The organism is Deferribacter desulfuricans SSM1 (assembly GCF_000010985.1).
Taxonomy (GTDB): domain Bacteria; phylum Chrysiogenota; class Deferribacteres; order Deferribacterales; family Deferribacteraceae; genus Deferribacter; species Deferribacter desulfuricans.
The window spans coordinates 974,661-987,800 of sequence record NC_013939.1; the positions used below are offsets into that span (position 1 = coordinate 974,661).

A 13,140-nucleotide genomic window follows, 5' to 3' on the forward strand; every position below is an offset into this window, starting at 1 on the left:
GCGGGGTAACCCGCCTTTTGTTTTTTTAACTTTACAAATTATCTTTTATAAAATAAAAGATGTTGTCCCAAAAAATACATTTTTTGAGAAATTTATTGTAATTAAAGTGAGAGAGTGATGGCTGAGGTTTTATTAAGTCTAAAGAATATTACAAAATCTTTTGGGAATGTGATTGCCAATAACAATGTTACATTTGATATTGAAAAAGGGGAGATACATACACTCCTTGGAGAAAATGGTGCAGGCAAAAGTACTTTAATGAACATTATAACAGGCCTTTATAAACCTGATTCAGGAGAGATTCTTTGGAAAGGTAAGCAGGTTGAAATAAATTCTCCTATGGACGCATTAAAGTTAGGTATAGGGATGGTACATCAGCATTTTATGCTCGTAAGAAATCATACCGTTTATGAAAATCTATTTTTATCAGTGGATAAGCCACCATTTTTATTAAAAAAACAAGATATTTTGGATAAGATAAACGGTATAATAGAAAAATTTGACTTAAACATTTCATTAAATGACCCCGTTTGGAAATTAGAGATTGGTAAACAGCAATGGATAGAAATTATAAAGTTGTTACTTAGAGATTGTGAATTGTTTATTTTGGATGAGCCAACAGCAGTATTGACACCTCAAGAGAGTCAGAAATTATTTGAGTTTTTAAAAGGGTTAAGAGACAGTGGTAAATCAATTATTTTTATTTCACATAAAATGAAAGAGGTTATGGATATCTCTGACAAGGTTACTGTGTTAAAAAAAGGGGAAGTGGTAAAAACCTTAAAACGTGGCGATTTTGATGAAAAAATTCTTGCTAATTTAATGATTGACAGAGATGAAGAGATTACGTTTGAAAGGAAGCTTTTAAAAGAGAAAAAAGTTATTTTAAGTTTAAAAGATCTTTATGTTAGGAATGAAAAAGGGTTAAGCGATTTAGATGGATTGAGTTTGGATATTTATAAAGGGGAAGTTTTTGGTATTGCAGGTGTTGCCGGTAATGGACAGAAAGCGTTGGCTGAAGTTTTGACAGGTCTTAAAAAGGTGGAAAGAGGTCAAATCTTGATTAATGGTCAAGATATGACATATTCTGGAGCTAGAAGTAAGTATATCGCTGGTATTGCTCATATCCCTGAAGATAGAAAAACCATGGGAATTGCTCCTGATATGAGTGTTGAAGAGAATTTAGTTCTTAAAAATTATAAAGATAAACAGTTTAGAAAAGGTATTTTTTTGAATTTTAAGAAAATAAGGGAAAATGCTATAAAGAAGGTGGAAGATTTTGATATTAGACTTGCTTCACTTGATCAGTCGGTTAGATTTCTATCTGGTGGAAATATTCAAAAAGTAATAATTGCAAGGGAGTTATCACAACATCCTCAAATACTGGTAGCTTTGTATCCTACAAGAGGGCTTGATGTTGGATCTGCTGAATATGTTCATAAAGTTATTTTAGAAGAACGAGATAAAGGGGTTACTACAATTTTAATATCTGAGGATTTGGATGAATTACTTAGATTGTCTGATAGAATCGGTGTTATTTTTAGAGGTAAAATAATTGGGATTGTAGAACCAAGTAAAACAACAATTACAGAAATTGGTTTGTTAATGGCAGGGCATAAAAATGAAAATTAGAGTAGTAAAAAGGGATAAAGCCAGTAAGTTATTACAAATTGTAACTCCTTTTATAGCTATATTACTATCTTTTGCCTTTGTAGGAATATTTCTCATTTTAAATGGTTTAAATCCTATATTGGTATTTAAAGATATGTTTGTGGAGTCTTTGGGCTCTTTTTACGGTTTTAGTGAAACACTTGTAAAAACAACCCCATTAATATTATGTGGTTTAGGTGTTGCTCTGGCTTTTAGGATGGAGCTGTGGAACATCGGAGCTGAGGGGCAGCTATATATGGGTGCTTTTGGTGCATCCTTAATTGCTCTGTTTTTCAACATCAACAATCATTTCTTGATGATATTATTGATGTTTTTATCTGCTGTTGTTTTTAGTGGATTGTGGGGATTGATAGCTGGATTTTTAAAGGCTAAGTGGAGTGTAAATGAAATAATTGTTACTTTGTTAATGAATTATATTGCAATATTATGGGTAGACTACCTTGTTTATGGCCCTTGGAAAGATCCTGGTGGATTCAATTTCCCTTTAACAAAGCAGTTTTCAGATGTTGCAAGATTAAGTTATTATTTTAATACAAGATTACACACAGGTTTCTTTATAGCGATAGTTTTAGTTTTTCTTTTTTATATTTTGATAGAAAAAACAGTTTGGGGTTATGAGATTAGAGTAATAGGTAATAATCCAAATGCGGCTAAGTATGCTGGTATCAACTATGAGAAAAATGTTATATTAGTAATGTTTATAAGTGGAGCTTTAGCAGGGATAGCTGGATTTTCTGAAGTTGCTGGAGTGACTTATAGATTACAACATTCGATTTCTCCAGGGTATGGCTATACTGCCATAATTGTAGCTTGGCTTGCTAAAAGAAGTGCTCTTGGTGTTTTACTAGTATCTTTTGTAATGGGTGTTTTGTTTGTTGGTAACGATGCTTTACAAATAAGCTACCAGTTACCAATTGCTTTTGTAAACGCTTTTCAGGGGCTTATCCTGTTTTTTGTGATTTCGTCAGAATTTTTTGTTAACTATAAGATAAAGTTTGGGGTAAAATAAACATGATGGTTGAAATATTGATTGATGCTACAATTAGAGCTGGTACATCAATTCTTTTTGCTACTTTAGGTGAAATAGTTACAGAAAGAAGTGGTATTATAAATCTTGGTGTGGAAGGCTTGATGCTTATTGGGGCTTTAAGCGGTTTTTATGTATCCCATGTTACTGGAAATCTTTATCTTGGTGTAATTGCGTCTTTTATTTTTGCTTCATTGGCTGGTATGATTCATGCTTTTATTACCGTTTATCTTAGAGCGAATCAGATTGTTAGTGGCCTTGCACTTACAATGTTTGGGATAGGGATCACTGCACTTTATGGGAAGAAAATGATTGGTATACCGCTTGATGGTTTTAAGAAAATTTCTATTCCGTTGTTATCAAAAATACCTGTAGTTGGAGTTATTTTTAATCAGGATATACTTGTATATTTTAGTTATTTTTTAGTAGTTGCACTCTCTTTTGTTCTGTTTAAAACGAGGGTTGGATTAAAAATTAGAATGTGTGGCGAAAATCCTGCTGCTGCTGATACTGCTGGTATAAATGTTTTTAAAGTGAGATTTTTCTCAACAATTTTTGGATCAGGTTTGGCAGGAATAGGTGGTGCTTATCTTTCTTTAGCATACACTCCAATGTGGATTGAAAATATGTCTGCAGGTAGAGGCTGGATTGCAGTGGCATTGGTTATCTTTGCATCCTGGTATTGCTATAGAGCTATGTTTGGGGCTTATCTATTTGGTGGGATTAATGCTTTACAGCTTAGGCTCCAAGCAATAGGGACTAATGTTTCTGCTCATATTTTGCAGATGTTACCTTACCTTTTTACAATAATTGTTTTAGTAATTGCTACTATTAGATTGGAAAAAGGGGCAAAAGTAGAGCCTGAAGCTCTTGGTATCTCTTATGACAGAGAAGATAGGAGATAAGATGGATCTTAAGCGTAAATTTTTAAATATTTTTAAGAATAAAGCTGAGATTAATGGTGATATAATAAATGTTACAGAGTTTTTAAATCATTTGGTAGATTTTACAGCATTAGAATTAATAGTTGATTATTTTGAATATAAACTTAGAAATACTGAATTTAATAAATTTATAACTGTTGAAAGCAGTGGAATAATTTTTACTTCTGCGTTGGCTTATAAGATGAAAAAGGATTTTGTGGTTGTTAAAAAAAAATTACCTATAACTATAGATGACTATTATTCTGTCTCAAGTTTTTCTTTTACAAAACAGGAAAAAACTGAGCTGTTTATTTCAAAAAATGTTATTAGAAACGGGGAAAAGTTGGTTTTTATTGATGATTTTTATGCTCATGGAAATACATTTGATGCTGTCAAAGAATTATGCTCTGAAGCTGGAGGAGAAATTGTTGCTTCTGCAGTCGTTGTAAATAAGAGTAATGAAAGTGATATTATATCTTTAATAACAAAGAGTGATTTAAAGAATTTTATGGAGGATGTTTATGAATAGAAAATTACTGATTTTAACCTTGTTTATCTTTGGATTGGTTCTTGTAGCTGTTGTTGCAAGGAGAGGGGTTGGAGAAGCTGGATTGAAAAAACAGAATGAAAATTTGGTAAAAAAGGAGCTGAAGTTATATAAATTGAATGACTTAGGGATCGAACTATTATCTCCAGGTGAGCTTATTAAACATGATTTAAAAATTAAAAAAGTTGAGATTATAAAACAAGGGATTATGTATGATTATTCAGAAGGGGCTTTTAGAATTAGTGTTGCGCGATTTGAATATGCAAAAGATAATCCAGATATTGATGTGATAGAGAATGCATTATTACTTCAATTTAAAAATGTAAGTAATAAGGAAACTTTAAAATATCAAAAAAAGGATTTAGATGAAGGTGGTGTCAAGGCAAGGGTTATCTATGGTACAATGGGATATAAAAAATTAAAATTACCTGTGGGGTTCTTTGCTAAAATAATAACAAAAGATAAATACTTTTATCAATTTATTATTACATATGTTGATACAGGGGAAGATATAAAAGAGTACTCGAAAAAGATATTTGAATCTATAAAATTGGTAAATGAATAAGCCTAAATACAACCGTTTACAGATAAAAATTACGTTAATCATTTTTATTATTCTTTTGATATTGAATATTTTAGTAGGGGTTTATTTAGCTAATAATGTAAAGAAGAAATCACTGTTAATTGTTGAAAATTATGTAAAGACTTTGCCATTATTGGTTGATAGAGCAATAAATAATTTCATGACTAATGGTGATAAGGATGCTGTTAAAGAGCTTGTTCAGAGATTGAGCAAAGATGAAAATATTTTGGGTATTCACATTTTTGGCAAAAATGATGATATTAATTGTACTTATTCTAGTTTTGCCACTAAGTACAATCAAGAGTACATTACTTCTATCTATGATCATTTAAAAGATAAAGAAAAACTTGAGTTGATCAAAACAAAACATTTAACTTTTTACTCGTATTATAGACCTTATAAAAATGAAGGGGCATGTAGAAAGTGTCATAGTGATGAGGGGAAAATTATTGGAGTTTTAAACATAAATGTAGATGTAAATAGAATATCAAAAATTATGAGTAAAGAAGCAGTTAATGTGGTTATTACTCTTATAATATTTTCTTTAATTTTAACATTTTTAATTTCATTTTTGATTAATAGGCTAATTATTCATCCTTTAAAGATAATAGAAGACGGTATGATTCAAGTAGCCAACAATAATATGGGGGTAAGGATTAAATTACGCACAAGAGATGAGATAGAAAGATTAGCTAAATTTTTCAATTTTATGGTAAGTTCATTAAAAAGAGCTAATCAAAAGATAGATAATATGCACAGGAATATGTTGCATGTGGATAGACTGACGACAATTGGCCAATTGATGGCATCTATAAGTCATGAAATTAAAAACCCTTTGAATTCTATCATGATAAATACCGATTTACTGATGATGTACTGTGAAAAAATGGGTGATAAAAATACAAAAAGGTTAGTTGAAGGTATAATTAGTGATGCAGAGAGAATTAAAATGATTATAGATCAGACTTTAAGATTTTCAAAGTATACACCAAATCATGTTGAACTTATTAATGTTGAAAAATTCTTAAATGATATTGAGGCTTATGTTAAAAGGATATTGTTTGATAGAGAGTATATAGTTTTTGATATCCAAAAAAACGGAGATTGGAGTGATTGTTATCTTAAGATGTCAAGGATTCAACTTGAGCAGGTTTTCGTAAATTTAATAAAAAATGCAATAGATGCTGTGAAAGATGTTGATAATCCAAGAGTTGTATTAGATGTAAATTGTGATATGGATCATATTATTTTTAGATTTATAGATAATGGGATAGGGATGAGTGAAGAAGTAAAAAGGAATATTTTTAATGAGTTTTATACCACAAAGAAGGATGGAACAGGGATGGGGCTTAGCATAGTAAAAGAGATTATAGATGCGAATAATGGTGAAATAATTGTTGAGAGTAAAGAAGGTGAAGGTACAATTTTTACAATTAAGCTGGATAGGTATAAAGAGGTAGAAGATGATCAATAAAATTTCGTTTGTAATACCAGTTTATAATGAAGAGGAAAACATAAAACCTCTTTATAGTGAAATTACTGCAGTTGCAAAGAAATTAGGGTATGATTATGAGATAATGTTTGTAGACGATGCAAGTAATGATAATAGTTTCAAATTAATTAAGGAGTTATCATCTCAAGATTCTCACGTTAAATATGTTTCTTTTGCTGTAAATTGTGGACAATCTGCAGCTCTTTATGCAGGGTTTCAAAACTCTTCAGGAGATGTAATAATCACTATGGATGCAGACTTACAAAATGATCCCAATGATATTTTGGAAATGATAAAATATTATCCTGAGTATGATGTTGTGAATGGTTGGAGATATAACAGGCAGGATAGTTTATCTAAGAAGATAGGTAGTAAAATAGGAAATTTTGTAAGAAATTTGTTGACAAAGGAAACTATTAAAGATACAGGATGTGCTCTTAAAATTTTAAGAGGTGATATGGTAAGGCGTATTAAGATGTTTAAAGGTTTGCATAGGTTTATTCCTACTCTGATGAGGTTAGAAGGTGCCAAGGTTATTGAAGTAAAGGTAAATCATAGACCTAGGATATATGGCCAATCGAAATATACAAATCTACGAAGGGCTATTGAAGGGTTTTATGATTTGATAGTTGTTAGATGGATGATTAAAAGGTTTTTAAAAATTAAGGTGAAGGAATCAAATGTCTAAAACAGAAATTATAATGTTGGCTATAGGGTTTACAGGACAGTTTTTATTTTTTATGAGGTTTTTTATCCAATGGATTTATAGTGAAAAGATGAAAAAAAGTGTTATCCCAGTTGCTTTTTGGTATTTTAGCCTTGGCGGTAGCATATGTTTACTTACATATGCGATTCTTAGGAAAGATATTGTTTTTATAGTGGGCCAATCCACGGGGTTTTTAATATATACAAGAAATTTGTATTTTATTCATAAAGAGAGAAAAAGAAAATTAGAAAATGACTGACAAAAGAAAGATATATATTTTCTTAATATTTTACTTTTTGATAACTGTTTATCCCCTTAAGTTTGTACCTCTGTTTGAAACTACGGAAGCAAGGTATTCTGAAATTGCAAGAGAAATGGTAGTAACAGGGGATTATTTAGAGCCTCGTTTTAATGGAATTAAACATTTTCATAAACCACCTTTTGCTTATTGGATGATAGCTACAGGTATTAAAATATTTGGGAATAATGGGCTTGGTGCAAGATTCTTTGGTGTATTAGCTGCTGTTTTATCTATATTTTTCCTATATAAGCTTGCTAAGCTTTTTTTTGAAAATGAAGAGGATTATTATAACACTGCACTTATATACTCCACAAATTTTCTTTTTATAGCAATTTCAAGGATTACATCCACTGATATATATTTAACCATGTGGACAGTGATTGCACAGTATTTTCTTTTTAGGCAGATTTATCATCAAAAATCATATGTAAATTCATTATTTTATGGTTTTGCATTGGGGTTTGGGTTTTTAACTAAAGGTCCTATCATTTTTCTGTTTACTATTTTACCGTATTTATTCGTTAAATTTATAGATAAAAGTCATAAAAAGGTTTTTACTTTTAAAGAAATTGTCTTAGCTGTTTTTGTTTTTTTAGCTGTCTCGTTGCCTTGGTATATAGCAGTAATTGTTAAAAACTCTGATTTGTTAAACTATTTTTTGAAAGTGCAAACTGTAGATAGGGTTGTTACAAATAGGTTCCATAGATATAAGCCATTTTACTTTTTTATATTAGTCTTTATTGGTGGTTTTTTGCCTTATACGCTATATTTCATTAAAACAGCGAAATTATTTAAAACATTAAGTAGTAAATTTAAAATATTGATATTTTATTTTTTAATCCCTTTTATAATTTTTAGTATAGCAAAAAGTAAACTTGCTACATATATTTTGCCCTTATTCCCAATTTCTTCGATTTTAGCATATTATGGATATAAAAAGGTAGACAAAAATTTTTATAGATATTTCATAGCTGGGATACTTATTCTAATAATTTTTGGGGTTATGATTTCAGGTTATATTTACCCGCCTTTGAACGATTTTAAAAAGACATGTGTCTTATATGGGATTTTGGTACTCCTAACTATATCTCCAGTAATTATAAATTTAAAAAATAGTAAATTCTTAAGCAGTGTAGCATTTACTATGATCTCTTTAACGTTTATTATATATCTGATTTTACCAGTTATTGGTCCTGAAATAAGAGGGTACAGGCAGATGGGATTATATTTAAATAAACTTGATCCGGATAAAAAATTGGATATTTTGGTCTATAATGGATTTATCCCTTCTCTATCTTTTTATCGTGATAAACTTGTTGTTATGGCTTATGGAAAAGAGCGTGAAACTCAGTTTGAAAAAGATGAGAAATATAAATCATATTACTTAACAAATGATAATGAAATAATGCAATTTGTAAAAGAAAGAGGTTCATTTTTTCTTGTGACAAGACCAAAATATATTAAAAACTTTGAAAAGAAATTTTTTGCACAGTGCAAAGAGGTTTTTCAACAAAGAAAATATAGTGCATATTTATGCAAAAATTTACAAAAATAGGATTATTTCTATTATCTTTATGTCTGTTGGTTTTATCTACTCCTGGTTATAATTACTATTTGTTTGCTTATTTTGCATTACTTCCATTTTTTTATGCAATAAACAAATTAGAGCTAAGAAAAGCTATTTTTTATACATACGTTCATTTTACTTTTTTTTATATGATTACTCTGAGCTGGATTGTTATTACTATCAGTGAGTTTGGTAATGCTCCTAAACTTGTTGGTATAATTTTGTTATTTCTGTTTAGTTCGTATTTAGCTCTTTACTGGATGATTTTTGTCTTTGTATTTAAAAAGGGTTTCAATATTGTTTTGATTTCAGCTTTTTTTACCATTTTGGAGATTATTAAAAGTTGGTTTCTTACTGGTTTCCCTTGGCTAAATCTGGGTATAACACAATATAATAATCCATTTATTTCAAAATTATATAGCTATATTGGCGAATTAGGAGTTTCTTTTATATTAGTTTTGATAAATCTATCTTTGTTTTACTTTTTTACAAACAAAAGAGCTAAATATTTATATGGAATTTTGATATTCATATTTCTTGTTGTATTTGCTAATATTGTTCCAGTTAATAATAAACAGAAATTAAGCTATTTGAAAATTGCAACCATTCAGCCATCTTATAGCCAAAAGGATAAGTGGGATCCTAACAAAAAAGAACAGTTGATAGATAATGTTTTAAAAATGTATAGTTCTTTAGAGGGTAATTATGACTTGATTGTTTTGCCTGAATCAGTATTTCCCACATTTTGCAATGAAGATGATTGGATAATTAATTATCTTGCTTCTAATAAAAAAAGTGAGGGGGTTATTTTTGGCTGTTTAAGATATGAGGGAAAAGAAAAAATAGAGTATTATAATTCTGTGTATTTTTTGAAAAACAATAATTACGAATATTATGACAAAATTCATCTTGTACCATTTGGTGAATACTTCCCTTTAAAGTCTATTTTAAAACCAATAGAATACTATTTTTTCCAAGATGCTGAAGATTTTAGTTTGGGAAATGAATATAAAATATTTGAGTTAAATCAAGATGTTTTTATTGCCTCACCGTTGTGTTATGAGTCAGCTTATTCATCACTTGTAAAAAAATTTTTGGATAAAGGGACTGACTTGCTTGTATTTCTTTCAAATGATAGTTGGTTTGGTAAATCGAAAGGGAGATATCAGCATCTGGCCATAGATATCATTAGAAGTTATGAGTTTCACAGGTCTGTGGTGAGAGCCACACAATCAGGCATTTCAGCATGTATAAATCCATTAGAAAAAGGTGTTGTAACATTAGGTATTTCTAAAAAAGGTGTATTAAAATGTGATTTACCTATAATTGATGATAAGACTTTTTTTGAAAGGGTTGGTTATAATTATTTGATTATAATTATTATTTTGTCTCTAATCTATGAAATTATTAAAAGAAACTTATTGATAAAATTGTTTAAAAAAGGTAATAAAAAGTAAAATTAGGAGGTAAGGTATGTTTGGATTAGGTACACAAGAGTTGCTAATTATTTTGGTTATTGTGCTTGTTATTTTTGGTGCTGGTAAATTGCCACAAATTGGCGAGGGGTTAGGTAAAGCCATTAAAAATTTTAAAAAAGCAGCAAATGATGCTGAAAATGCTGTTGATATTACACCTGAAGAACCAAATAAACAGGTTGAATCAAAGAGTGAGGATAAAAAAGACGCATAAAACCGAATATGGCTATATTATCAATTGATATAGGGCTGGGGACTGCAGATTATCTGCTATTTGAAAGAGGTAAAAAACCAGAGAATTTTATTAAATTGATTTTACCTTCTCCAACAAATTATTTTTCTAAGAAGATTAAAGAGTGCAGTGGTGATCTTACTGTAGGTGGATATACAATAGGGGGAGGTTTTGTAAATAGGGCTCTAAAAAATTATCTAAAAAGTTATAATGTGATTTTATCAAAAACTGCTGCAAGAACTGTTAGTGATAATCTTGATGAAGTTTTAGATGATGGGTTTAAAGTAGTTGAGGATATCGTAAATCCTGATATTTTTTTTTGTGAAATAGATAAAAAAAAATTAGATTTCATTGAAGAGATTTCAAATACTAATATTTATAAAATACTTGTAGCTGCTCAGGATCATGGCTATGAAGAGGGGAAATCGGATAGAGTTGTTAGAATAAATTTTTTGAAAGAGTTTTTAGCGGAGGGTTTGTTAAACGCAAAATTTGAAGCTCAAGATGATATCCCTAATAATTTTACAAGGTGGAACTCTTTAAAAAATCAGCTTGAAGATTTGGGGATAAACAAATATGCTATTTCAGATACTTCAGTAGTGGCTGCACTTGGCGCTTCATATGTTTCAAGAGGTTTTCCTTGTATTACTGTTGATGTGGGTAATGGGCATACATTTATTGCCCTTATTGATAAAGATTTTAAAATATCTGCTTTTATTGAACATCATACTTCTATGTTAAACAAGGATAAAATAGATAATTATATTAAAATGCTTTGTAATTATGACGTTTCACATGAAGATGTATATAACGATGGGGGGCATGGAGCTCATATTTATTTTAAAATTCCTGGTATTGAACTAAATAATATCCCTGTATTAGTGACTGGCCCACGCAGGAGTGAATTGTTTGATTTTGGAGAAAATATAACTTTTGCTTCACCTTTAGGTGATGTGATGATTACTGGGAATGTAGGTTTATTAATGCAACAATCTTTACTATGAACAGAATATATTTTGGCAGATATTTTCACGCAGATTCATTTCTCCATAATATGAATACGTTGTTGAAATTTCTCATATTTATTTCAACAATAGCATTGGTTTCCTCTGCTAACAGTCTGGCTTTATTATTATTGTTTACAATTATTGTATTTATTTTATCTAAATTTTCTAAGATAAACATAAAGATATTATTATATTATGTTAAACCTTTTCTTTTTTTACTTATATTCACGTTTATAATACAATTAATATTTTCTCAAAATGGGAGTTTTAATCCAAACTTTTCAAATTTAGGTTTGAGTTTGATTTATACATTAAGATTTTTTTTAATAATACTTTTATCAGCATTACTAACTATTACGACATCCCCTTTTGATTTAGTAAAAATTATTTATCACTTAATGATCCCTTTAAAGGTATTTAAAATTAATAGTGAAGAGATCGCTATAACTTCTATTTTAGCAATTAGATTTATCCCGTTGGTTTTTGAAGAAGCAGAAAAGATTAGAATTGCTCAAAAGATTAGGGGTGAAGAGAGAAGTTTTTTTAAAAATCTTTTTAGTATTGATGAGTTTATAATCCCTCTTATAAATAGGATATTTTATTTTGCTGATCAGATGTCCATAACTTTGATGTACAAAAGGGATTGGTCAAAGATTCTTAAATTTTCAAGGCCTAAAAATAAAGAGTTTTTAGTTTTTATTACTGTAGAATTGTTGATATTGTTAGGTTTTAGATATGTATAAGAAAAAATGTGTTGTAGAATACGACGGTACATATTTTTTTGGATGGCAAAGACAGAAAGATTTGAGAACTGTGCAAGGTGTAATAGAAGCTGCGCTATCAAAAATATACAAAAGTAGTATAAACATAGTTGGATCTGGTAGAACTGATACTGGGGTGCATGCAGTTGGACAGGTTTTTCATTTTGTCTCTGAGAGGTATCTTGAAAATAGATCTGTTTTGTTGGGATTAAATAGTGTATTACCAGAGGATGTGGTTATAAAACATGTTGAAGATGTTGATTTATCCTTTCATGCTCAAAAATCAGCAATTAGCAAAACTTATATATACAAAATTTATAACTACCAAATAAGATCTGCACTTTTTAGAAATAGAGCTTGGTGGATTAGAGATAATATTGATGTGGATTTGTTAAATGAGTATTTGAAGTTTTTTAAAGGGGAGAAGGATTTTAGTGCTATGTGTTTAAAACGAAGTGTACCAGAAAACCCTGTTAGAACAATTAATTATATTTTTGCAAAGAGGGATGGTGATTTTATAAATATTGAGATAAATGCAAACGGTTTTTTACATAATATGGTTAGAAATATTGTAGGGACTGTAATTGATTTATATTCTGATAATAGTTCGCCAGAAAAGATAGAAGAAATTCTAAAGAGTAAGGATAGAAAAAATGCTGGGCGTACAGCCCCGCCTCAAGGACTTTATTTAAAAGAGGTGTTTTATTAAAAATTGAGGCTGTAGCACAATGAATCAATTTTTTATATTAATGTAGTTTTGAGATTGCTTCCCCCGCCATTAAACTTCAAATATTTAAAATTATATATGCAAATGCTATACATACAAAAAGTTTTAAACTCAAAATTTA

At 29.6% G+C, this 13,140-nt stretch carries 14 protein-coding genes; all 14 read left to right on the forward strand.

What is annotated here, in order from left to right; translation table 11 throughout:
* Positions 1-117: 117 nt before the first annotated feature.
* Genes DEFDS_RS04910 through truA form a run of 14 tightly spaced genes read left to right on the forward strand, consistent with a single transcriptional unit; the run spans position 118 to position 13,001 of the window.
* Positions 118-1,632: an ABC transporter ATP-binding protein gene (locus DEFDS_RS04910; RefSeq protein WP_013007696.1), complete on the forward strand. Its 1,515-nt coding sequence runs from the start codon at positions 118-120 to the stop codon at positions 1,630-1,632.
* A complete protein-coding gene (locus DEFDS_RS04915) occupies positions 1,622-2,680 on the forward strand; it encodes an ABC transporter permease (protein WP_013007697.1) in 1,059 nt (352 codons plus the stop codon). The genes DEFDS_RS04910 and DEFDS_RS04915 overlap by 11 nt, the downstream gene beginning before the upstream one ends.
* 2 nt (positions 2,681-2,682) lie before the next feature.
* Positions 2,683-3,603, forward strand: a complete 921-nt coding sequence (locus DEFDS_RS04920) for an ABC transporter permease (protein ID WP_013007698.1) — start codon at positions 2,683-2,685, stop codon at positions 3,601-3,603.
* Entirely contained in the window at positions 3,581-4,150 is a 570-nt protein-coding gene (locus DEFDS_RS04925) for a phosphoribosyltransferase family protein (protein ID WP_050742508.1), read from the forward strand. The genes DEFDS_RS04920 and DEFDS_RS04925 overlap by 23 nt, the downstream gene beginning before the upstream one ends.
* Positions 4,143-4,733, forward strand: a complete 591-nt coding sequence (locus DEFDS_RS04930) for a hypothetical protein (RefSeq protein ID WP_013007700.1) — start codon at positions 4,143-4,145, stop codon at positions 4,731-4,733. The genes DEFDS_RS04925 and DEFDS_RS04930 overlap by 8 nt, the downstream gene beginning before the upstream one ends.
* On the forward strand, positions 4,726-6,225 hold the full coding sequence (locus DEFDS_RS04935) for a sensor histidine kinase (RefSeq protein ID WP_013007701.1): 1,500 nt from the start codon (positions 4,726-4,728) through the stop codon (positions 6,223-6,225). Before DEFDS_RS04930 ends, DEFDS_RS04935 begins: the two co-directional genes overlap by 8 nt.
* On the forward strand, positions 6,215-6,931 hold the full coding sequence (locus tag DEFDS_RS04940) for a glycosyltransferase family 2 protein (protein ID WP_013007702.1): 717 nt from the start codon (positions 6,215-6,217) through the stop codon (positions 6,929-6,931). Before DEFDS_RS04935 ends, DEFDS_RS04940 begins: the two co-directional genes overlap by 11 nt.
* The gene (locus DEFDS_RS04945) at positions 6,924-7,208 is read left to right on the forward strand and encodes a lipid-A-disaccharide synthase N-terminal domain-containing protein (protein WP_013007703.1); all 285 of its coding nucleotides are present in this window, start codon (positions 6,924-6,926) and stop codon (positions 7,206-7,208) included. The genes DEFDS_RS04940 and DEFDS_RS04945 overlap by 8 nt, the downstream gene beginning before the upstream one ends.
* Entirely contained in the window at positions 7,201-8,805 is a 1,605-nt protein-coding gene (locus DEFDS_RS04950; RefSeq protein ID WP_013007704.1) for an ArnT family glycosyltransferase, read from the forward strand. The genes DEFDS_RS04945 and DEFDS_RS04950 overlap by 8 nt, the downstream gene beginning before the upstream one ends.
* Positions 8,784-10,274 carry an apolipoprotein N-acyltransferase gene (lnt, locus tag DEFDS_RS04955; protein WP_013007705.1) on the forward strand — a complete coding sequence of 497 codons (1,491 nt, stop codon included), beginning with the start codon at positions 8,784-8,786 and terminating at the stop codon, positions 10,272-10,274. Before DEFDS_RS04950 ends, lnt begins: the two co-directional genes overlap by 22 nt.
* Positions 10,275-10,290: 16 nt before the next feature.
* Positions 10,291-10,506, forward strand: a complete 216-nt coding sequence (gene tatA, locus DEFDS_RS04960) for a twin-arginine translocase TatA/TatE family subunit (protein ID WP_013007706.1) — start codon at positions 10,291-10,293, stop codon at positions 10,504-10,506.
* A gap of 8 nt (positions 10,507-10,514) precedes the next feature.
* Positions 10,515-11,528, forward strand: coding sequence for a DUF1786 domain-containing protein (locus DEFDS_RS04965; RefSeq protein WP_013007707.1), 1,014 nt, complete (start codon positions 10,515-10,517; stop codon positions 11,526-11,528).
* A gap of 50 nt (positions 11,529-11,578) precedes the next feature.
* Positions 11,579-12,274, forward strand: coding sequence for an energy-coupling factor transporter transmembrane component T family protein (locus tag DEFDS_RS04970; RefSeq protein WP_161595879.1), 696 nt, complete (start codon positions 11,579-11,581; stop codon positions 12,272-12,274).
* Positions 12,267-13,001, forward strand: a complete 735-nt coding sequence (gene truA, locus DEFDS_RS04975) for a tRNA pseudouridine(38-40) synthase TruA (RefSeq protein ID WP_013007709.1) — start codon at positions 12,267-12,269, stop codon at positions 12,999-13,001. The genes DEFDS_RS04970 and truA overlap by 8 nt, the downstream gene beginning before the upstream one ends.
* Positions 13,002-13,140 lie beyond the last annotated feature (139 nt).

Coding starts and splice junctions, on each gene's coding strand:
- DEFDS_RS04965 (WP_013007707.1), top strand. CDS start 10,515: ATGGCTATATTATCAATTGATATAGGGCTGGGGACTGCAGATTATCTG.
- DEFDS_RS04930 (WP_013007700.1), top strand. CDS start 4,143: ATGAATAGAAAATTACTGATTTTAACCTTGTTTATCTTTGGATTGGTT.
- DEFDS_RS04935 (WP_013007701.1), top strand. CDS start 4,726: ATGAATAAGCCTAAATACAACCGTTTACAGATAAAAATTACGTTAATC.
- DEFDS_RS04940 (WP_013007702.1), top strand. CDS start 6,215: ATGATCAATAAAATTTCGTTTGTAATACCAGTTTATAATGAAGAGGAA.
- DEFDS_RS04970 (WP_161595879.1), top strand. CDS start 11,579: ATGAATACGTTGTTGAAATTTCTCATATTTATTTCAACAATAGCATTG.
- DEFDS_RS04920 (WP_013007698.1), top strand. CDS start 2,683: ATGATGGTTGAAATATTGATTGATGCTACAATTAGAGCTGGTACATCA.
- tatA (WP_013007706.1), top strand. CDS start 10,291: ATGTTTGGATTAGGTACACAAGAGTTGCTAATTATTTTGGTTATTGTG.
- lnt (WP_013007705.1), top strand. CDS start 8,784: ATGCAAAAATTTACAAAAATAGGATTATTTCTATTATCTTTATGTCTG.
- DEFDS_RS04925 (WP_050742508.1), top strand. CDS start 3,581: ATGACAGAGAAGATAGGAGATAAGATGGATCTTAAGCGTAAATTTTTA.
- DEFDS_RS04915 (WP_013007697.1), top strand. CDS start 1,622: ATGAAAATTAGAGTAGTAAAAAGGGATAAAGCCAGTAAGTTATTACAA.
- DEFDS_RS04950 (WP_013007704.1), top strand. CDS start 7,201: ATGACTGACAAAAGAAAGATATATATTTTCTTAATATTTTACTTTTTG.
- truA (WP_013007709.1), top strand. CDS start 12,267: ATGTATAAGAAAAAATGTGTTGTAGAATACGACGGTACATATTTTTTT.
- DEFDS_RS04945 (WP_013007703.1), top strand. CDS start 6,924: ATGTCTAAAACAGAAATTATAATGTTGGCTATAGGGTTTACAGGACAG.
- DEFDS_RS04910 (WP_013007696.1), top strand. CDS start 118: ATGGCTGAGGTTTTATTAAGTCTAAAGAATATTACAAAATCTTTTGGG.